General features: G+C 72.6%; 23 protein-coding genes. 14 read left to right on the top strand and 9 right to left on the bottom strand.

Translation table 11 applies throughout. The features are described from left to right. The first annotated feature begins 61 nt into the window (after positions 1-61). From cbiE to ABS772_RS14890, 3 genes are all read left to right on the top strand, one after another. Positions 62-1,123, top strand: coding sequence for a precorrin-6y C5,15-methyltransferase (decarboxylating) subunit CbiE (gene cbiE / locus ABS772_RS14900; protein WP_350395621.1), 1,062 nt, complete (start codon positions 62-64; stop codon positions 1,121-1,123). Further along, entirely contained in the window at positions 1,102-1,521 is a 420-nt protein-coding gene (locus ABS772_RS14895; RefSeq protein WP_350395619.1) for a cobalamin biosynthesis protein, read from the top strand. The genes cbiE and ABS772_RS14895 overlap by 22 nt, the downstream gene beginning before the upstream one ends. A gap of 88 nt (positions 1,522-1,609) precedes the next feature. After that, positions 1,610-2,701, top strand: coding sequence for a GGDEF domain-containing protein (locus tag ABS772_RS14890; RefSeq protein ID WP_350395618.1), 1,092 nt, complete (start codon positions 1,610-1,612; stop codon positions 2,699-2,701). A 22-nt stretch (positions 2,702-2,723) separates the two neighbouring features. Here the strand turns inward: ABS772_RS14890 and ABS772_RS14885 are convergent, their stop codons facing one another. Continuing rightward, a complete protein-coding gene (locus ABS772_RS14885; protein WP_350395616.1) occupies positions 2,724-3,629 on the bottom strand; it encodes a LysR family transcriptional regulator in 906 nt (301 codons plus the stop codon). 90 nt (positions 3,630-3,719) lie between these two features. Here ABS772_RS14885 and ABS772_RS14880 point away from each other — a divergent pair, with 90 nt between their 5' ends. The 3 genes from ABS772_RS14880 (at position 3,720) to ABS772_RS14870 (ending at position 6,351) form a co-directional block, all read left to right on the top strand. Beyond that, entirely contained in the window at positions 3,720-4,163 is a 444-nt protein-coding gene (locus tag ABS772_RS14880) for a PACE efflux transporter (RefSeq protein ID WP_350395614.1), read from the top strand. Positions 4,164-4,228: 65 nt separating this feature from the next. Continuing rightward, a complete protein-coding gene (gene cobM / locus ABS772_RS14875) occupies positions 4,229-5,029 on the top strand; it encodes a precorrin-4 C(11)-methyltransferase (RefSeq protein WP_350395613.1) in 801 nt (266 codons plus the stop codon). Next, positions 5,026-6,351, top strand: a complete 1,326-nt coding sequence (locus ABS772_RS14870; protein WP_350395611.1) for a cobyrinate a,c-diamide synthase — start codon at positions 5,026-5,028, stop codon at positions 6,349-6,351. Before cobM ends, ABS772_RS14870 begins: the two co-directional genes overlap by 4 nt. Positions 6,352-6,556: 205 nt before the next feature. Here ABS772_RS14870 and ABS772_RS14865 read toward each other — a convergent pair whose 3' ends face one another. After that, the gene (locus ABS772_RS14865) at positions 6,557-6,964 is read right to left on the bottom strand and encodes a helix-turn-helix domain-containing protein (protein ID WP_238255375.1); all 408 of its coding nucleotides are present in this window, start codon (positions 6,962-6,964) and stop codon (positions 6,557-6,559) included. A 450-nt stretch (positions 6,965-7,414) separates the two neighbouring features. On the opposite strand from ABS772_RS14865, the gene ABS772_RS14860 reads away from it, so the two are divergent. Both ABS772_RS14860 and ABS772_RS14850 read left to right on the top strand, forming a co-directional pair. Continuing rightward, positions 7,415-7,750 carry an antibiotic biosynthesis monooxygenase family protein gene (locus ABS772_RS14860; protein WP_350395609.1) on the top strand — a complete coding sequence of 112 codons (336 nt, stop codon included), beginning with the start codon at positions 7,415-7,417 and terminating at the stop codon, positions 7,748-7,750. 759 nt (positions 7,751-8,509) lie between these two features. Beyond that, entirely contained in the window at positions 8,510-10,015 is a 1,506-nt protein-coding gene (locus ABS772_RS14850) for a sugar transferase (protein WP_350395607.1), read from the top strand. Between the two features lie 4 nt (positions 10,016-10,019). Here ABS772_RS14850 and ABS772_RS14845 read toward each other — a convergent pair whose 3' ends face one another. Beyond that, on the bottom strand, positions 10,020-10,589 hold the full coding sequence (locus tag ABS772_RS14845; RefSeq protein WP_350395606.1) for a Fur family transcriptional regulator: 570 nt from the start codon (positions 10,587-10,589) through the stop codon (positions 10,020-10,022). Positions 10,590-10,782: 193 nt separating this feature from the next. Here ABS772_RS14845 and ABS772_RS14840 point away from each other — a divergent pair, with 193 nt between their 5' ends. The 3 genes from ABS772_RS14840 to ABS772_RS14830 are packed head-to-tail and all read left to right on the top strand — an operon-like array spanning position 10,783 to position 12,715. Beyond that, positions 10,783-10,914: a hypothetical protein gene (locus ABS772_RS14840; RefSeq protein WP_350395604.1), complete on the top strand. Its 132-nt coding sequence runs from the start codon at positions 10,783-10,785 to the stop codon at positions 10,912-10,914. After that, positions 10,911-11,831 (top strand): zinc ABC transporter ATP-binding protein AztA, encoded by a 921-nt coding sequence (gene aztA, locus ABS772_RS14835; protein WP_350395603.1) that lies wholly within the window; start codon positions 10,911-10,913, stop codon positions 11,829-11,831. The genes ABS772_RS14840 and aztA overlap by 4 nt, the downstream gene beginning before the upstream one ends. Beyond that, complete coding sequence (locus tag ABS772_RS14830) at positions 11,828-12,715, top strand: metal ABC transporter permease (RefSeq protein ID WP_238256322.1); 888 nt, start codon at positions 11,828-11,830, stop codon at positions 12,713-12,715. The genes aztA and ABS772_RS14830 overlap by 4 nt, the downstream gene beginning before the upstream one ends. A gap of 57 nt (positions 12,716-12,772) precedes the next feature. On the opposite strand, the gene ABS772_RS14825 is transcribed toward ABS772_RS14830, so the two are convergent. Then, complete coding sequence (locus tag ABS772_RS14825) at positions 12,773-13,369, bottom strand: exopolysaccharide biosynthesis protein (protein ID WP_238256323.1); 597 nt, start codon at positions 13,367-13,369, stop codon at positions 12,773-12,775. Between the two features lie 286 nt (positions 13,370-13,655). Here ABS772_RS14825 and bcsS point away from each other — a divergent pair, with 286 nt between their 5' ends. Then, on the top strand, positions 13,656-14,423 hold the full coding sequence (bcsS, locus tag ABS772_RS14820; RefSeq protein ID WP_350395602.1) for a cellulose biosynthesis protein BcsS: 768 nt from the start codon (positions 13,656-13,658) through the stop codon (positions 14,421-14,423). Positions 14,424-14,438: 15 nt separating this feature from the next. On the opposite strand, the gene ABS772_RS14815 is transcribed toward bcsS, so the two are convergent. Continuing rightward, positions 14,439-15,173: an SDR family NAD(P)-dependent oxidoreductase gene (locus tag ABS772_RS14815; RefSeq protein WP_350395601.1), complete on the bottom strand. Its 735-nt coding sequence runs from the start codon at positions 15,171-15,173 to the stop codon at positions 14,439-14,441. Positions 15,174-15,330: 157 nt separating this feature from the next. On the opposite strand from ABS772_RS14815, the gene ABS772_RS14810 reads away from it, so the two are divergent. Then, a complete protein-coding gene (locus ABS772_RS14810) occupies positions 15,331-16,197 on the top strand; it encodes a methionyl-tRNA formyltransferase (protein WP_238256326.1) in 867 nt (288 codons plus the stop codon). 105 nt (positions 16,198-16,302) lie between these two features. After that, positions 16,303-16,464 carry a DUF2256 domain-containing protein gene (locus tag ABS772_RS14805; protein ID WP_238256327.1) on the top strand — a complete coding sequence of 54 codons (162 nt, stop codon included), beginning with the start codon at positions 16,303-16,305 and terminating at the stop codon, positions 16,462-16,464. Positions 16,465-16,472: 8 nt separating this feature from the next. Here ABS772_RS14805 and ABS772_RS14800 read toward each other — a convergent pair whose 3' ends face one another. The 4 genes from ABS772_RS14800 to ABS772_RS14785 form a co-directional block, all read right to left on the bottom strand. Continuing rightward, positions 16,473-17,066 (bottom strand): nucleotidyltransferase family protein, encoded by a 594-nt coding sequence (locus ABS772_RS14800; RefSeq protein WP_350395599.1) that lies wholly within the window; start codon positions 17,064-17,066, stop codon positions 16,473-16,475. Beyond that, entirely contained in the window at positions 17,053-18,063 is a 1,011-nt protein-coding gene (locus tag ABS772_RS14795; RefSeq protein WP_350395598.1) for a molybdopterin-binding protein, read from the bottom strand. Before ABS772_RS14795 ends, ABS772_RS14800 begins: the two co-directional genes overlap by 14 nt. Before the next feature lie 4 nt (positions 18,064-18,067). Beyond that, on the bottom strand, positions 18,068-18,787 hold the full coding sequence (locus tag ABS772_RS14790) for an XdhC family protein (protein WP_238257564.1): 720 nt from the start codon (positions 18,785-18,787) through the stop codon (positions 18,068-18,070). Positions 18,788-18,854: 67 nt separating this feature from the next. Beyond that, the gene (locus tag ABS772_RS14785) at positions 18,855-19,178 is read right to left on the bottom strand and encodes an XdhC family protein (protein WP_238257566.1); all 324 of its coding nucleotides are present in this window, start codon (positions 19,176-19,178) and stop codon (positions 18,855-18,857) included. Positions 19,179-19,276: the final 98 nt, after the last annotated feature.

The following is a 19,276-nucleotide window of genomic DNA, read 5'->3' as shown; positions in this document are numbered from 1 at the left end:
CGTCATCGCGGACTCTTTTCATGCACACGACCCCGTGGCCGCCCGTTCGGTGTCCCCTGCCGTGACGGCGCCGCTGCCTCCGGAGCCGGGCCGCGCGCCCTGGCTCGCCATCGTCGGCATCGGCGAGGACGGGCGGGCCGGACTCTCGCCCGCCGCCGCCGCCGCCCTCGACGGAGCGGAAGTGGTCTATGGCGGGCGCCGCCACCTCGCCCTCGCCGCCCCCCTTGCCGCCGAGACCCGCGCCTGGCCGAGCCCGATCGGGGACGCCTATCCCGGCATCCTGGCGCGGCGCGGCCGGCCGACCTGCCTCCTCGCCACCGGCGACCCGTTCCACTACGGCATCGGCGCCGAGATCGCCCGGCTGGTGCCGGCCGCCGAGATCCGCGCCTTCCCGCAGCCCTCCGCCTTCAGCCTCGCCGCCGCCCGGCTCGGCTGGTCGCTGCCCGAGACCGCCTGCCTGACGCTGCACGGGCGCGACCTCTTCGGGATCGTGCCCCATCTCCAGCCCGGCGCGCGCCTCCTCGCCCTGTCCTGGGACGGCGCGACGCCCGCGGCCCTCGCCGCTCTGCTCGCCGGGCGCGGGCTCGGCACCGCCCAGCTCACCGTCCTCGAAGCGATGGGCGGCCCGGACGAGCGGGTCCGCGCGGCGCGGGCCGACGACTTCGACCTGACGGAGATCGCCGCCCTCAACACCGTCGCGGTGGAGATCGAGGACGCACCCGGCGCCCGGATCGTCCCCCTGAGCCCCGGCCTCGACGACGGGTGGTTCGAGAATGACGGCCAGCTCACCAAGGCGGAGATCCGCGCGGTGACGCTCGCCGCCCTGCGCCCGCGGGCCGGCGCCGAGATCCCACAGTGTCTCGCCGGCCCGCGGGCGGTCTTCGTCGGGGGCGGCGTCGCCGAGCCGGGCCTGCTCGCCGCCTGCCGGGACGCGCTGCCCGCCGACGGGCGCTGCGTCGCCAACGCCGTCACCCTGGAGGGCGAGGCCGCCCTGCTCGCCGCCTTCGCGGAGGCGGGCGGCGCCCTGCGCCGGCTCTCGGTCGCCCAGGCCGTACCGGTCGGCGGCCTCACCGGCTGGCGCCCGGCCATGCCGATCACGCAATGGGTCTGGACCAAGCCGTGAGCCCGCCCGGCATCGTCGCCGGCATCGGCTTCCGCCGGGCGACGACGGGTGCGGAGATCGTCGCGCTCCTGCGCCGCGCCCTCAGCGAGGCCGGGCTCGCGCCGGAACGGCTCTCCGCCCTCGCCACCGCCGCGGACCGGGCCGGCGAACCGGCGATCCACGAGGCCGCCGCCGCCTTCGGCCTCGTGCCGGCGGGCGTCGACGCGGCGGCCCTGACGGCGGCCGACGCGCGGGTCGTGACCCGCTCGAGCCGGATCGAGGCGAGCCGCGGCGTCGGCTCGGTGGCGGAGGCGGCGGCCCTCGCCTGCGCCGGCCCGGAGGCGCGCCTCCTCCTGCCCCGCATTGCCAGCGCGGGCGCGACCTGCGCCCTCGCGGCACCGGCCGACAGACTTCCTTAACCAAGAAGTCGCGTCGCGCCCCCCGACGAAGGGAACCTTTCACGCGATCTGGGCCAACACCGCCCCGTGCGGCAGGGAGGCGTTCGCGGTGACGGAGTTGTCGGTTCCGACCCTGCAGTTCACCGATTTCCTGGTATTCGGCGCCTGCGCCGCGATCTTCCTCTGCAATTGGCTGCTGCGCCGACAAAAGACCTACTTCCTCTGCTTCGGAGCGAGCTACGCCGTCTGCGCGGCCATGGCCGTGTGGTTCGTCGATTTCGGTTATTACGGCAGCATCTGGTCGCCGTTCGGATGGTCGCTCGCCGGAGCGACCTTCTGGATCGGGCTGCGGCTCTTCGACGGGCGCCCGGCGGTCACGGCGCCGATGCTCGGCTTGTTCCTGCTGCCCACTGCCACGCACCTCCTGCTGACGCTGGCGGGCGGCAGCCCCGCCGCGGTCAATGCCGGCAGCACGATCGCCTACGCGATCCACGAGGCCGCGGCGGCGGCTTACGTCTTCCGCAACTCGCCGGCGCGATCCCCGCTCCGCCAGTTGGTCGCCTGGGCCCTCCTCGCGATCGCGCTGGTGATCTGCCTGCCCCTGCTGCCGCTCCCCGAGCCCTCGATCCGCCTGTCGGTCATCGCCATCTTCATCGTCGATCACATCACCTCGATCCTCCTGACCACCGCGATCCTCGCCCTGGAAGCGGAGCGGGCCCACGCCGCCGTGGAGCGGATGGCGCGGACGGACGCGTTGACCGGGGCGCTGAACCGGCAGGGCCTCGCGGCCGAGGCCGGCGGCCTGACCGAGGCCGGCATCATCATCGCCGACCTCGACCACTTCAAAACGATCAACGACCGGTTCGGGCATGCGGCGGGCGACGCGGTCTTGCGCGACTTCGCCGCGCGGGCGTCCGCGCTCCTGCCCGAGGGCGGACACCTCGCGCGTCTGGGCGGCGAGGAGTTCGGGATCGTGCTGCCCGGACGCGACCACCACGCGACGACCTATCTCGCCGAGCGCCTGCGCCGCGCAGTCGGCAGCCTCCCCGTCCCCTGGAAGGCATTGTCCATTCCGATCACGGTGAGCATCGGCGTCGCGATGCTCAAGGCCGGGGAGGACCTGACCGAGAGCCTGGAGCGCGCCGACAAGGCGCTCTACGACGCCAAGTCGGCGGGCCGGAACCGCGTTCGGGTCGCGTAGGCCCGCGTTCGGGGCCCGCCCCTCAACCGGCCCGGCCCCCCGACAGGCTGCCGATCCTCTCCGCCGCGAAGCGCGCGCGGAGCCACGACGCGGCGGGGCCGCAGGGCCGCTGCTTGTGCCAGACCAGTTCCAGGGCGATGGGCCAGTCGCCCTCGTCGAACTGCAGGTCCGGCGTGACGAGGTCCGGCGCGGTCTGGGAGGCGGCGATGACGTGATCGGTCACGAAGGCCCAGCCGATCCCGTGCTTCACCATCTCCAGGATGACCCAGTAGCTCTCGACCCACCACACCTCGGCGGCGACCCGCAGGCGGCGCTTCTCCGGCCCGTCGCTGCGCGCGGCCACCAGGATCTGGCGGTGGCGCTTCAACTCCTCCCACTCCACCCGCGCCTTCGCGAGGGGGTGGTCGCGCCCGCAGACGAGCTTGAGCGGCACCCAGCCGATGGTCTGGAAGCCGAGTTCCGTGGGCAGGATCTCCTGGCGCCACATCACGCCGAGGTCGGCGGCGCCCGACTGCACCATCCGGCTGACATCCTCCATCAGCGGGAACAGCAGTTCCAGCTCCACGAAGGGGAAGGCCTGAGCGAACTCGGCGAAGAGGGCGCCCAGCGCGTGCTCGGGATAAAGCTCGTCGATGGCGACGACCAGCCGGTTCTCCACCCGCTGCTCCAGGCTGCTCGCCACGCCGATCAGGTGCTCGCGTCGGTCCAGCACGACGCGCGCCTCCGACAGAAGCCGCTCCCCGGCCGGGGTGAGCACCGGGTTCCGGCCCGTCCGGCTGAACAGCGCCAGCCCGAGATCGGTCTCGAGATTCGCCACATGGGTGCTGACGGCCGATTGTGCCTTCCGCAGCGCGCGGGCCGCCCCCGAGAAGGAACCGGCCTCGGCCGCCGCCACGAAGGCCTGAAGCTGATCGAGCGAGACGGCCATCTATCCGATTTCCAGATACGTCCTAACTTGGCTCACCGGGTATCACAGATAGAAGGCGGCGCACCAACCCAGTCTTCCCGAGACAAGTCCATGCGCACCACACGCGACCGTATCCGCCACGCGATCCTGTTCGAGCTGATCAGCCTCGCGCTCGTCGTCCCGTTCGGGACCGTGCTGTTCGGGCTGCACGCCTCCGACATGGGGGTGATCGGCGTCGGCAGCGCGCTCGCCGCCACGGCGTGGAACTACGTCTACAATCTCGGCTTCGACCGAACGATGCAGCGCCTGGCCGGGCACACCCGGAAGAGCCTCGGCCTTCGGGTGGGGCACGCCGTGCTGTTCGAGGCGGGGCTGCTCGTGATCCTGCTGCCGCCGATCGCCTGGTATCTCGGCATCGGCCTCGCCCAGGCCCTCGTCATGGATCTCGCGATCGCGGCCTTCTATGTGGCCTACGCCTTCGCCTTCAACCTGGCCTACGACCGGGCCTTCCCCCTGCCGGGCTGGGGCGAGGCCGCGGCGGCGCCTTGCCGCTGAACCCGGCGCGGCCCTCGATCATCGTCTCTCCCCAACGGCCGGCCCGATGCTGTAAGCGGACGCTCATGACCGTCCACTTCATCGGCGCCGGGCCGGGCGCCGCCGACCTCATCACCCTGCGCGGCCGCGACCGGATCGCCGCCTGCCCGGTCTGCCTCTACGCCGGCTCGCTGGTGGCGCCCGAGATTTTGTCGTGGTGCCCTCCCGGCGCGCGCATCGTCGACACCGCGCCCCTCGACCTCGACGCGATCATGGACGAGATCCGCGCCGCGCACGCGGCCGGCCGGGACGTGGCGCGGCTGCATTCGGGCGACCTCTCGGTCTGGAGCGCGCTCGCCGAGCAGACCCGCCGGCTCGACGCGCTGGGCATCCCCTACACCGTCACGCCGGGCGTCCCCTCGTTTGCCGCCGCCGCCGCCCTGCTGCGGCGCGAGCTGACCGTGCCGGGCCTCACCCAATCGGTGGTTCTCACCCGCACCTCGGGCCGGGCGAGCCCGATGCCGGAGCGCGAAACACTCTCCGCCTTCGCCGCCACCGGCGCGACGCTGGCGCTCCACCTCTCGATCCACGTGATCGAGCAGGCCTGCGCCGATCTCGTCCCGTTCTACGGGGCGGACGGCCCGGCCGCGGTGGTGTTCCGCGCGACTTGGCCGGACGAGCGGGTGCTGACCGGGACGCTCGCCACCCTTCCCGAGCGCGTCCGGGCGGAGAAGATCGAGCGCACCGCCCTGATCCTGGTCGGACCGGCCCTCGACCCGGCCGATTTCCGCGAGAGCGCCCTCTACGCTCCCGATTACGACCGCCGCTTCCGCCCCCGCGGCGCGGTCGGGGCGTGCGGCGACACGTCGGGCGAGGCCGCCTCGTGAGCCCCGCCCCCGGCCTCCTCGTCGCGGCGCCGCGCTCCGGCTCCGGCAAGACCACGGTGACGCTCGCGCTGATGCGGGCTTTGCGCCGCCGGGGCGTGGCGCTGCGGGGCGCCAAATGCGGGCCGGACTACATCGATCCTGCCTTCCACGAGGCGGCGACGGGTGCTCCGAGCCTCAACCTCGACAGCTTCGCCATGCCCGACGCGCTGCTCGACGCCTGCGCCGGCCTGAGCGCGCACGAGGCCGACCTCGTCGTGGCCGAGGGCTCGATGGGGCTGCACGACGGCATCGTCGCGGGCGAGGGCCGCACGGGCGCAAATGCCGACATCGCCGCGCGCTACGGCTGGCCCGTGCTCCTCGTTCTCGACGTGTCGGGCGCCGCGCAATCGGCGGCGGCCGTGGCGCTCGGATGCGCGGCCTACGATTCGCGGATCCGGATCGCCGGCGTGATCCTCAACAAGGTCGCGAGCCCGCGCCACCGCCGCCTCGTCGAGGCGGGCTTGTCGCGGGTCGGGCTCCCGGTGCTCGGCGCCTTCCCGCGGGAGGCGAACCTCGTTCTGCCCGAGCGCCATCTCGGCCTGGTACAGGCCGGCGAGACCGCCGACCTCCACGCCCGTCTCGACCGCCTCGCCGACCTCGCGGAAGCCTCCCTCGACCTCGACGCGATCCTCTCCGTCGCCGGCGGGCACGCACCCGCCGCGACCGGGGGCCTGCCGAGGCCGCCGGCGCAGCGGATCGCGGTGGCGCGGGACGCGGCCTTCTCCTTCCTCTACCCGCACATGCTGGCGGGCTGGCGCGCGGCCGGCGCCGAGATCGTGCCGTTCTCGCCGCTCGCCGACGAACCGCCGGGCGTTGATTGCGACGCCTGCTGGCTGCCCGGCGGCTATCCCGAACTGCATGCGGGCCGGCTCGCCGCGGCAGACCGCTTCCGCGACGGCCTGCGGACCTTCGCGCGGACGCGGCCGGTCCACGGCGAGTGCGGCGGCTACATGGTTCTGGGCGAGAGCCTGGAGGATGCGGACGGGATCACCCATCCGATGGCGGGCCTGCTACCGGTCGCGACCTCGTACCGGCGGCGCAAGCTCCATCTCGGCTACCGGGTCGCGCATCTCCTTGCCGACGGGCTACTCGGCCCCACCGGCACGCGCCTCGTCGGCCACGAGTTCCACTACGCGAGCGAGCTCACGCCGGCCCCCGGGGACGACCTCGCGCTCGCGCGGGTGACGGATGCGGAAGGGGTGCCGCTCGGCCTCGCCGGACATCGCCGGGGCTACGTCACGGGCAGCTTCTTCCACCTGATCGCGGAGACGACCGGCGCATGAGGCACGTCCGCGAAGGCCGCGAACGGGAAGCCGCGGCCGCGCCGCGATAGGATCGGAGGGAACGGCGCCGCGTGCGACAGCCGGCAGCCGCCGTCCGATATGATGATCGGGAGCCGCAACCGGTCACGTTGGTGGTCGCGGCTCTCGATGCTCGGTCCGACCCGCCGTCGGACGCCGGACCGGCATCCGCTCGGCGGCGCGTTGCTCAGGCTTCGACGACTTCCGCTTCCTTCTTGCGGCCGAGGCGGGCGGCGCTGCGCACGATCGCCAGAACCTCGCGGCGCAACTGGTCGTCCTCGATCGTGGCGAAGGCGCGCAGCAGATCGACCGCTCCGTGGGCGCGCAGGAAGCCGAACACTTCCGTCTGCTCCTGGGCGGCGGCGCCGTCACCTTCCTCGAAGAAGGCGGAGACCGGGACTTCGAGCAAGCGGGCGATCTCGCGCAGGCGGCCGGCGCCGACGCGGTTCTGGCCCTTCTCGTATTTCTGGACCTGCTGGAAGGTCACACCCACAGCGGTCCCGAGCGCGGTCTGACTCAAGCCGCGTGCCTTGCGCAGCGCGGTGATCCGGAGCCCGACGAGGCGGTCGACATCGGTTGTCTGTTTCGGCATCATCTTACGGCACGGTCCCTGTTCGATGTCGCGGACCAACCCAAGGACCTTAGGTCGGCAGCGCTTGAGCATTTGCCAGCGTCTTCGGGCACCTCGAAACGCTTCTACTACCCAAGCGGGTTGGGCAGATGCGCTGCGAGGCTACCGTATCGCTGTGGTTTAGCCTAGCTGCAGCATCACCATGAAGTGCATACACAATGCAAGAGCCTACCTGTTGCCGGACGGGAGTTTTCAGTTTGCTACCGTGTTTCTGTTCTCGAAACGTTCCTGCTGAAAAATCGGCAACCCTCGCTTGAGTTTCGCGGGATTTCTCACGAATTCGCTGACAAGAGAGCTCTCACACTAGAGGCGGTGAAGCCGGTCCGGCTTCAGCTTACGAGCGAGACTACGTAGAGTCATCAATTTCGAGCAGTCGCGCGGCGGCGGGCTCGATCAGATCAGGAGCATTCGGGCATGTTCATCGCGATGAACCGGTTCAAGGTCGTGAAGGATTCGGCGCAGGACTTCGAGCAGGTCTGGCTCGGACGCGACAGTCATCTCGGCGAGATGGAAGGGTTCGTGGAGTTCCACCTCCTGAAGGGGCCGGAGGCCGAGGATCACATCCTCTACGCCTCGCACACGATCTGGCGCTCGCGGGCCGATTTCGAGGCCTGGACCCGCTCGGAACAGTTCCGCAAGGCGCATGGCCGCGTGCCGGGCACCAAGCCGCTCTATCTCGGCCACCCGCAATTCGAAGGGTTCGAGTCGATCCAGACCGTCGCCCGGCCCGAAAGCGAGGAGGCGGCCTGAGACGCCTCCGCCACGCCTCGTCCCGGACAGCGGATCCGGGACGAGGCCGTAACGTCTTGTTATCCATAACGATTAAGGAAGATCGGCCGCCCGCGGCGCCGCAGCGGCCGCGGCGGGAACACCCTCGCCATCCCGAGGGCGGGACGGCGCGGAGGTCGTCGGCCCGCTCGAGGCCGACAGGGTCGGCCCATTCTGCGAGCGGGGCGGCGCCGAGGCCGCCCGCGCCGGCGGCGAAGCCGAAGAACGGGCCGCCGCCGAGCCCGATCGGTCCGGGCAATAATTCCTGTGCATAGACCGGGGCTACCGGCACGGTGGAGGCCGGAAACGGAGCGCGCGCGAAGGGCGGCGCGCCCGAAATCAAATGTCCGGGTCGCGCGTCGGGCGCGAAGCGAGGGCGGACAGCGATCCGGTCTTGATTTCTTCCAATGCCGGGCGCTGGTTTCGCACGGCCCCGCGCCGCTCGATTACTGATTCCCTCTCAAAATCCGCGATTTTCGTCTCACCTCGGCGTCGCACCGGCGCCGGCTGGATCGATCGGGGCCGGATCCGCGTTCGGCCCGCGCGGCGGTGACGGACGAAGGCCCTCCGGAGGGACGGCCGCGCTTTCGTTCGCCGGTCGCATGTCGGCCGCCGCGGCACCGGTCTCCGGGCGCATCCGGTGCGCGGCTTGCGCGGGACGACGCGGAACCGGGGGCGGCGACCGAAAACGTCCCGCTTCGGGACAGATCACCGCCTTCAGGGCAGCACAACGCGGGACACATGTTTCACGAGCGCCCACCCCAGCAATACCAGCGCCTGCCCGAAGACCGGACGCGCCGGTCCGTCTGGACCTCGCTTCTGCCGCAGCGGCGGCGCACGGCCCTGCGCGTCGGCATCTCGGCCGCGCTGCTCGCGGCCGATCTCGTGGCGATCTTCGCGGCCGGCTTCGCGGTGGACGCGGCCTACCACGCCTATATCGGCGACGGGGGGCTGATCCCGCTGACCCGCAGCATGAACCTGCAGACGGCCGGGTTCCTGTCCCTGATCGTGGTGCCGACCAACCTCGCCCGCGGCGAGTACGGCATCGAGCGCTGCCTGTCGCAGACGCCGCACCTGCAGCGCCGGGCGACGCTGTGGCTGATGGCCTGGGCCGTCGCCCTCCTAGCCGGCTTCGCGACGAAGACGACGCAGGATTTCTCCCGCGTCGCCACGGTCGCCTTCTTCCTCACCGGACTGCCGGTCACGGTCCTCGTCCGGGCGGCGGCGGTGGCGCTGGTGCGCCGCTGCAGCACCTCGACCTCGCCGTCCGTCAGCCGCGTCCACCTCGTCGGCTACGAGGAGGACGTGACGAATTTCTACGCCAACAACGACGTCGAGGCGCTGGGGCTTCGCGTCGTCGGCACGAGCTACCTGCGCCGTTTCGATCCCGCATCCGGCCCCGGAAGCGCGGAGACCCTGCTCGCCGAGGATCTCGACCTCGCGGTCTCGGTGGTGCGCTTCCTGCGGCCGGACGACGTCTTCGTGCTGGTGCCCTGGTCGGAGCCCGCCGATATCGAGCGCTGCATCGACGCCTTCCTGCGGGTGCCGGCCGCCCTCCATCTGCGCCCCGGCACGATGATGGACCGCTTCCCCGACCTGCAGGTCGCCCGGGTTGGCCGGCTGTCGGGCATCAATATCGGCCGCCGCCCGCTCTCGGTGGGCGAGATCCTGCTCAAGCGCGCCTTCGACGTAACCCTCGCGGGGCTCGGGCTCGTGCTGCTCGCCCCCCTGTTCGTCGCCCTCGCCGTGCTGATCAAGCTCGACAGCCCCGGCCCGGTCTTCTTCCGGCAGCGGCGCTACGGCTTCAACCAGGAAGCCTTCGGCGTGTTCAAGTTCCGCAGCATGAAGGCCGCCCCTGACGCGCCCTTCCGGCAGGCCTCCCGCGACGACGACCGCATCACCCGCATCGGCGCCCTTCTGCGCCGGACCAATCTCGACGAGCTGCCCCAGCTCCTCAACGTGATCCGGGGCGACATGTCCCTCGTCGGCCCCCGCCCGCACGCGCTGGCCCACGACCGCAGCTTCGAGCGGCGCATCGCCCTCTACGCCCGCCGCCACAACGTGAAGCCGGGCATCACCGGCTGGGCGCAGGTCAACGGCTTCCGCGGCGAGACCCTCACCGACGCGGCGATGGAAGCCCGCGTCCAGGCCGACCTGCACTACATCGACAACTGGTCGCTCTGGCTCGACATCACGATCCTCTTCCGCACGATCGCCTCGCCGCGGGCCTACCGCAACGCGTTCTGACGGGCTACGCGCGACCCGGCGCGTCCGGCGCGTCGCCGCGTCCGCGGCAGGCGCCGCACTCGCCCTCGACCTCCAGGATCCGGCTCGTCGGGGTGAAGCCGGCCCCGGCCAGCGTCTGGTCGAGGGCGCTCTCGACCGCCGGCGCGGTCATCTCGTCGATGCCGCCGCAGGTGCGGCAGATCAGGAAGACGAGGCCCGCCCCCGCGCCGTGCTCGTGCCCGCAGGAGACGAAGGCGTTGCGGCTGGAGATGCGGTGGACGAAGCCCTGCTCGGTGAGGAAGTCGAGCGCCCGGTAGACCGACACCGCCGCGACCCGGCGCCCGGGGGCGCTCATCCGCTCGGCGATGTCGTAGGCGCCGAGGGGCCGGTGCTCCGACGCCACCGCCGCGAGCACGTCCCGCCGCAGCCGCGTGAACTGCAGGCCGCGGGCCTGGCACAGGCGCTCCGCCCGCTCGACCACGTCGCCGGCCTCGCCGTGCGCCCCGCCGCAGCCGGCCCCGTCATGACCGTGATGGTCATGCGCGTGCCCGTGGCGGTCGCCCTCGCCGTGTTCCCGCTGCGCGTGACCGCGCATCCCGACCTCCCCGGTTTCGGTGCCCGCGATCACCGCTCGGCACGGGCCGATTGAACTCGATCCGTGTTACAGTGTATCAGCCGCACTAAGATAGGCGTCCGGCCGCAATCGGGCAACGAGGCGGGGAACGGCGCGGGTCACGCATCCCCGGCCTCCGCGATACCGCCCGCGCCGGTCCATCCTCGGAGATCCCATGACCCGTGCCGGCGGGACCGTCCGCCTCCCGCGCCGCTCGCTGTTCCGCAGCGGAGCCGGCCTCCGACTGGCGGCGGCCCTCATTCTGTCGAGCCTGCTCTGGGCGGTGATCCTGTGGGCCCAGTCGTGAGCGAAGCCGTGAGCGGGATCGCGAGCGATGGGTCGGCACGGGCGGGCGCCATCCGGTTCCGGAGCCTGACGCTCGGCTACGACCGGCATCCGGCGGTCCACCATCTCGACGGCGCCGTCGCGGCCGGCGACCTGCTCGCCGTGGTGGGGCCGAACGGAGCGGGGAAATCCACCCTCCTGAAGGGCATCGTCGGCGAGGTCCGCCCCCTCGACGGCACGGTCGAGGCGGAGTCGCGTTCCGGCACCATCGCCTACCTGCCCCAGGCGGCCGAGATCGACCGCAGCTTCCCCTTGAGCGTCCTCGACCTCGTGGCGATGGGCCTGTGGCGCCCGCTCGGCGCGTGGCGCAGCCTCGCCCGCCAGCGCGCGCGCCTGCTCGACGCGCTCGCGATGGTCGGGCTCACCGGCTTCGAGGACCGGCCGATCGGCACCCTCTCCGGCGGACAGTTCCAGCGGGCGCTGTTCGCCCGGCTGATCGTGCAGGACGCGCGGATCATTCTGCTCGACGAGCCCTTCACCGGCATCGACGAGCGCACCACCGCCGACCTCATCGCGCTGATCCGCGGCTGGCACCGCGAAGGCCGCACCGTCGTCGCGGCCCTGCACGACCTCGCCCAGGTGCGCGCGCATTTCCCCTCGACCCTCGTGCTCGCCCGCCGCCCCATCGCCTGGGGACCGACCCGCGAGGTGCTGACGCCGCCGGTGCTGGCGCGGGCGCTGCGCCTGTCCGAGGCCTGGGACGAGGCCGCCGCGATCTGCCGCCATGAAGGGCATCACGAGGGACATCACGAAGCGCATCACGAGGCGCCGACGCCCGGGATCGCGGCGGCGGAACCGCACGATCACGGGCACGACCATGCCCACCACGATCATCAGGGGCACGGCCATGCCCACGCGCGTCACGGGGCCGTCTCGTGACGCTCGCCGATCTCACCGACATCCTGGTCGGCCCCTTCGTCGAGTTCGGCTTCATGCGCCGGGCGCTCGCCGGCTGCCTCGCGCTCTCCCTGTCGGCGCCGCCGCTCGGCGTCTTCCTGATGCTGCGCCGGATGAGCCTGATGAGCGAGGCGATGAGCCACGCCATCCTCCCCGGCGCCGCCGCGGGCTTCCTCGTCGCCGGGCTGTCGCTGCCGGCGATGACGCTGGGCGGGCTCGTGGCCGGCCTCGCGGTGGCCTTGGCCGCCGGGCTCGTCACCCGCTCGACCGTGCTGAAGGAGGACGCGAGTCTGGCCGCCTTCTACCTGATCTCGCTGGCGGGCGGGGTGTTCCTCGTGTCGCTGCGCGGCTCGCAGGTCGATCTGCTGCACATCCTGTTCGGCACCGTGCTGGCGCTGGACGACGACGCGCTCACGCTGCTCGGCGGCATCAGCAGCCTGACGCTGGTCGCGCTCGCCCTGCTCTACCGCCCGCTGGTGATCGAGTGCGTCGATCCGCTGTTCCTGCGCACGGTGAGCCGCGCCGGCGGCCCGGTCCACTCCGCCTTCCTCGCCCTCGTGGTGGTCAACCTCGTCGGCGGCTTCCAGGCGCTCGGCACGCTGCTGGCGGTCGGCCTGATGCTGCTGCCGGCGATCACCGCCCGGTTCTGGGCCGCCGACCTGTCGGGCCTGATTCCCGTGGCGATGCTGGTCTCGATGCTCTCCAGCGTGACCGGCCTGCTCGTCTCCTACCATGCCGGCATCCGGCTCCCGACGGGACCGGCGATCGTGCTGGCGGCAGGCGCGCTCTACCTCGTCTCGATGCTGGTCGGCCCCCGCGGCGGGCTGATCCACCGCCTCGTGCGGCGGCGCCACCTGGAGGCGTGACACGGTTTCCGGCTGATCACCTCGGCTTCGGTCGAAGCGGCGGAGGGGAAAGGCGCCCTACAGCCCCAGGCCGGGGATCGCCTGGGAGAGCCAGGTGAAGGCGCTCATGATGCTGGCGAACAGGGTGTAGACGAAGCCGATCGAGATCCCGACGCCGACGCCGCCGATCAGCAGGCCGATCAGCACCACGAACCCGTCGCGCTCGACCAGTCCGAGGCCGATCAGCGAGACGGCGAGCCCGAGCGGGATCTGGCCGAAGAAGGGCGGCGCCACGATGAGCGCCAGCGCCAGCGCCAGGATCAGCACGCCCATGCCGCGCATGCCGACGGCCCCGTCGAACACGCTCAGCCGCGGGCGCGACCAGCGCTCCAGCCGGCGCAGGAGCGGCACCGCCCGGTTCACCGCCTTCTCCACCGTCGCGCGGGCGATCGACTGGTCGAGCAGCCGCCGCGGCAACCAGGGGGCCGACATCCCCGCCACGATCTGGATGGCGATGACGAGAAGGACCAGCCCGCAGACCAGCGGGATCGGCGGCGGCATCGGCAGGCAGTTGGGCAGGCCGAGCAGCACCACGAGCAGCGCGAAGGCGCGGTCCCGCAGCACGGCGACGATGTCGCCGACGGTCAGCCGCTCGCTCTCCTGGCTCGCAAGCATGGTGAGAACGTCGGAGGTGCGGGCAGCGGAGGACAAACCGGCTCGGCCGTTGATCTTTCGGTGAGCGCGGCTCTAGCCCAACCCGAACCATCCGCCAAGCGCCATCACCCCCGCGCGCGTGTCTTGCCACACAGGGGCAAACCACGCTCAGGTTGGCCGACAACTGCGATATATCATCTCAAGTAAAAGCGATCCGATAACTTGTCGTGAATCGTGAATTCTACTTAATCACCGCCGCGATTTGTGACAACCATTGGTCGTCCCTCCGGTTTCGGCGCGACCTGCAATGTCGAAACGCGCTCCTCCGAACGACGGTCACCAGGGTCCGGCCGCAATCCGGCGGGCCACCCGCCGCCGCGCCGATCACCGGCCCGGCCTCGTCGTCCTGGCCGTCGTCCTCGGCAGTCCGGCCAGGGCGGACGACACGGCGCTGCGGGCCGTCCTGTTCGGCAGCATGGAGGCCGGCGCCTCGACCTTCTCCGCCGGCGGCGCGAAGCTCGCCTTCGATCGCTTCGACCGCGACGGCCCCGTCGCCCTGGTGACGGCCGGCGTCGGCGTGCGGAGGGAGGGCGGCGGCCGCGACCCCGTCCTGATGCGCTTCACCGCCCTCGGCGCGGCGCTCGCCGGCTACCAGTTCATCCGCGACTGGGGCGCGGTCACGCTGTTCGCCGGCCCGGAAGCGTCCTGGGAGGCGCTGTCCCGTCCCGGCCACCTGCAAGCCCTGCCCCTGCGGGCGGGTCTTCGCCTGCACGGCGAGGTCTGGGCGCGGCCGACGGAGACGACGCTGGCGACCGCGACGGTGATCCTCGGCTCCGCCCGCGGCGACGCCTATCTCCGGCTGTCCTGGGGCACCGCCCTGTTCGGGGCGTATCTCGGCCCGGAGGCCGCCCTCTACGGCGACCGGACCGACTACCGGAAATGGAGCGTCGGGATGCACGCCACCGACTACGCGCTCGGCGGCTACCGCTTCCGCCTCTCCGCCGGGGGCCAGTTCGAGACGCCGCTCGACCGGTGGAGCCCCTACCTCGCCCTCGCGATCTGGAGCACGCTGTGAGGCGGCGGCCGGACATCACCCCTTGGTGCGCAGCGAGGAGCGCCCGCCATCGACGCCGATCACCTGCCCCGTGACGTAGGCCGCCTCCGGGCCGACGAGGAAGGCGGCGAGCGCGGCGACGTCCTCGGGCTCGCCGAGGCGCTGGAGCGCGTGCATCGAGGCGATGCCGGAAGCCAGCGTCGCGTTGCGGGTGATGGATTCGGCGAGCGGCGTCCGGGTCAGCGAGGGGGCGACCACGTTCACCCGGATCGCGGGCGCGAGTTCCGCGGCGAGCGAGAGGGCGAGCCCCTCGACCGCGCCCTTCGCCATGGCGACCGAGGCGTGATGTGAAAACCCCTGCGCGGCGGCGACCGTGGAGAACAGGACCACGCCCGCGCTCCCCTCCCCCGCGCCGGCCTTGAGCGCGGGGGCCGCCGCCTGCACCGCCAGGAAGGCGCCGAGGGCGTTGATGCGGAAATCCGCCTCGATGCGCGCCGGATCGAGCTTGGCGAGCGGCGCGAGCTGGATCGTTCCGACCGCGTAGACGAGGCCGCCGAGCCGGTCGCCCGCCTCCCCCGCCACCCGCGGGAAAAGGGCCGGATCGCTGACGTCGCCCGCGGTGAAGCCCGTCTCGCCGAGGTCGGACGCCGCCTTCTCCAGGCGCTCCGGGTCGCGCCCGACGAGGTGGAGGGCCGCGCCCCGGGCGCGCAGGGCCCGCGCCGTGGCGAGGCCGATGCCGCCGGTTCCGCCGTAGATCACGACCCGTTCCATGATGCCCCCTGTCGGGCCGTCTTCGTCCGAAGATTTCACCCTTGCCCGAAATCCACTAGCTAAGGCGGAGCCGGTCGGCGTGGAGCCGGCCTCCGCCGCCGCAGGCCCGCGCCGAACGTCGCAGGGCGATGCGGCCAGTCACGGGACGTCGCCACCCATGAAATTCGCCTTCGCCGGCATCGACTTCCTCGGCGGCGTGTTCGACGGGCTGATCGAGGCCGGCTGGAAGCCGGTGAAGCTGTTCACCCGGCCCTGCGACGGCATCTACGACTTCAACGAGGTCGTGGTGGCGCAGAGCCGGCGCCACCGCATCCCGATCCAGCTCTCGCGCCTCCTGCCCGACGACATCGAGCGGCTCGCCCAGGAGCACGGCCGCGACGTGGTCCTCGTCGTCGCCGGCTATCCCTGGCTCGTGCGGGGCTGGCACGGACGGGTGCGCTACGCGCTGAACGTCCACCCCTCGCCGCTGCCGACGGGTCGCGGTCCCTACCCGCTCTTCAAGGCGGTCCTCGACGGCTACGAAAGCTGGGGCGTCACCGCCCACGTGCTCGCCGAGCAGGGCTTCGACACCGGCGACATCCTCGCCCAGGACATCTTCCCCCTCATCGAACGCGAGACCCACGAGACGCTGCTCGCCAAGTGCCAGATGGCGGCCCGCCGCCTCGCCCTCGGGCCGATCGGGAAAGACCTGGCCGAGCGCTGGCGCAAGGCGGAGCCGCAGGGCGACGGCTCCTACTGGCCGCGGGTGAACGACGCCGACCGCACCCTCGATTTCCGCAAGGACGTCGCCGAGGTCTTGCGCCGCGTGCGCGCCTTCGGCGCGATCGAGACCATCGCCCGGCTGGGCGAGGCCCGCGTCTTCGTCGCCGCCGCCGAGGGCTGGACCGAGGCGCACCGCCACGCCGCGGGCACCGTGGTGCACCGCCACCGCCGCCACATCGTGGTCGCCGCCCGCGACGGCTACGTGCAGCTCACCCGCTGGAGCCCGGTGCCGCTCAACGAGGCCGGGCAGATCGGGCGCTGAAGCATCGCGCTGGATCCCGGATCCAGGGCGATGCTTTGGTCTCTTGTTTTTGCATCGTCTTTTTCCGAAAGCCGGTGCCCACCGTTCGGGACGATGCTCCAGCCAATGCCGCCGATGCGCCGCAAGGGCGACCTCCCCCAGAAGATCTGCGCCCAGTGCGGCCGCCCCTTCGCGTGGCGCAAGAAGTGGGAGCGGGTTTGGGAGGAGGTCCGCTACTGCTCCGACCGCTGCCGGGCGGAGGCGAAGCGCGCGGCGCGGAAGACCTGATCTCGGCCTCAGCTCCCCATCGCCTCCGGCGTGTCGACGTCGAAGATCACCGCCGGATCGGCCGGCACCTCCAGCACGTCGCCGCGCCGTTTCAAGATCGGCCCGGCGCCGCGGTCGCCGGTCAGCGCGGCGAGGTCGGCACCGAGGCGGGCGAGGTCGAGCAGCACCGGGTTGCCGCGGTGCCCCTGGCTCACCGGCACCACGGCGGAGGGACGCGGCGCGGTGCCCGCATAGGCCGCGATCAGCGCATCGACATGGGCCGGCCCGATCCGCGGCATGTCGCCGAGCAGCACCACCGCCGCCGCCGTCTCCGGCGGCAGGGTGGCGAGGCCAAGGCGCAGCGAGGCCGAGAGGCCGGCGGCCGGGTCGGGATTCTCGACCAGCGTCAGGGCGAGGCCGTCGAGGGCGGCCCGCACGGCCTCCGCATGGGCGCCGAGGACCGCGACGACCGGCCCGGCCCGCGAGGCCAGGGCCGCCTCGGCGGCGCGCCGCACCATCGGCGTGCCGGCATAGGGCGCGAGCATCTTCGGCGCAGTCCCGAACCGTGAGCCGAGGCCGGCGGCGAGGATCACCGCGCCGACGCGCGGCTCAACCGCCGTCACCGCCGGACCTCGGCTGGCCGCGCAGGGGGATCTCGGTGAGGAGGCCGCCGACGCCGAGGCGCACGATGTCGGCCCGGGTCACGGACAGGCCCGCGAGAAGGCGGTGGAGGACGAAGTCGAAGCCGTTCTCCTTGGGCGAGCGGGCGCAGCCCGGCGCGCCGATCACCGGCACGGAGCCGAGGGCGCCGAGCAGCAGAAGGTTGCCGGGATCGACCGGCATCCCGAACTGCTCGACTCGGCCGCCCGCCGCCTCGAGCCCGGCGGGGATCACGTCGCGCCGGTCGGCGATGGCCGAGGCGCCGAACACCACGACCAACTCCGCGCCCTGGGCGACCGCGTTCGTGACGGCGGCCGCGACGGCGCCGGCCTCGTGCCGCACGCGGGTCTCCGTCACGATGTGCGCGCCCGTCGGCGCCAGCCGCTCGGCGAGCACGCGCAGGGTCTTGGCGACGGTCGCCGCCTTCAGGCCGGGCAGCAGGGTGGAGACGACGCCGACCCGCGCCACACGGTAGGGCGCGAGCCGTATCGGCGGCGCGGCGGCGGCGGCGAGCGCCCGCTCCAGCGGCGCGGCGGCGACCGCGTAGGGGATGATCTTGACCGTGGCGACCATCTCGCCCGCGGCGACGGGCCGGAAGGCCGGCAGGGTCGCGACCGTGATCGCCTCGTCGACCGCGTTGACCGCGTCGATGCAGGCCGGCGCGACCACGAACACCCCCGCGGCCTCGGCGAAGAGGTTGCAGCGCCCGGTGAACGGCGCCTCCGCTCGCAACCCCGCCCCGGCGAGATGGCCGGCGAGGCGGGCCGCCGCCGCGTCCTCGCCGACATCGCCGGGCTCGAGCCGCACGGCCAGGATCTCGGGGATTCCGGATTCGGCCAGCCGCAGGGCCTCCTCCGCCGGGATCGGCTGCCCCTTCTTCAGGCCCGCGCCCTCGGCGCGCACGGTATGGGCGGCGATGAGCCCCGCGCTGTCGCGGGTCGCGACCGGTCCGAACTGCATCGGCTCAGCGTCCCGTCGGCGCCGCGTCGCGGCCCTCGATGCGCCCCTTGCGCAGGGTCGCGACGAGCTCGGCGAGGATCGACAGGGCGATCTCGGCGGGCGAGACCGCACCGATATCGAGCCCGATCGGCGCGTGGATCCGGCCGATCGCCGCCGCGTCGAACCCCGCCTCCCCGAGGCGCTCGACGCGCCGCGCATGGGTCTTTCGCGAGCCCAGGGCGCCGATATAGGCGCAATCCGCCCGCAGGGCCGCGACGAGGGCGGGATCATCGATCTTCGGGTCGTGGGTGAGGGCGGCGAGCGCCGTGTAGGCATCGAGCGGGCCGATGGCGGCGAGCGCCTCGTCCGGCCATTCGGCGATCAGGCGCACACCGGGAAACCGTTCCGGGCTGGCGAACGCGGTGCGGGGATCGATCACCGTGAGGTCGAGATCGAGCCCTCCCGCGAGCGGCACCAGCGCCTGCGAGATATGGACGGCCCCCACCACGACGAAGCGCACCGGCGGCGCGTGGACGGCCACGAAGACGGGACGCCCGTCCGGGCCCTCGCCGAGGCCGCTGCGGCCGCTGCGCAGGCGCTCGCGCAGCAGGGGGCCGAGCGGATCGGCGTCGATCTCGGCGGCGCGCACGAGGCGCTGACCGCCATCCTCGGGATCGGTGACGATCAGGGCCGGGCGGCGCGCCGCGCGCTCCGCGTTGAGGGCCGACAGGATGTCGAGGCGCATGGGGTCTGTCGCTCGATGCGAGGCGGGCACGCGCTCGCGGGGAAAACGGTGGTCGCGCGGAAAAAAATCAGTCGATGCGTTCGACGAAGACGCGGATGCGGCCGCCGCAGGAGAGGCCGGCCCGCCACGCGGTCTCGTCGGCGACGCCGAATTCCAGGGTGCGGGAGCGCCCGTCCGCGATCACGTCGAGCGCCTCGGTGATGACCTCGCCCTCGACGCAGCCGCCGGAGACCGAGCCGAGGAAGCGGCTGTCGCCGTCGATGACGAGGTGGCTTCCGACCGGGCGGGGCGCCGAGCCCCAGGTCTCGATCACGGTGGCGAGCGCGACCGCGCGCCCCTCGCGCCGCCAGCCCTCGGCGGCGCGCAGGATGTCGTCCTCGGTGGAGAGCATGGGCTTCACGTCCTGAAAGCTTCGGTTCCGCCGCCCCCGACCGTCCCGTCTCCGGAGAGGTAGGCGTCCCGGGCCGTTCCGCAATGCGGCCCGGGATG

Origin of the sequence: Methylorubrum podarium (assembly GCF_040270385.1) — a bacterium.
Classification (GTDB): domain Bacteria; phylum Pseudomonadota; class Alphaproteobacteria; order Rhizobiales; family Beijerinckiaceae; genus Methylobacterium; species Methylobacterium podarium.
This window is presented reverse-complemented; position numbering and strand designations above follow the sequence as displayed.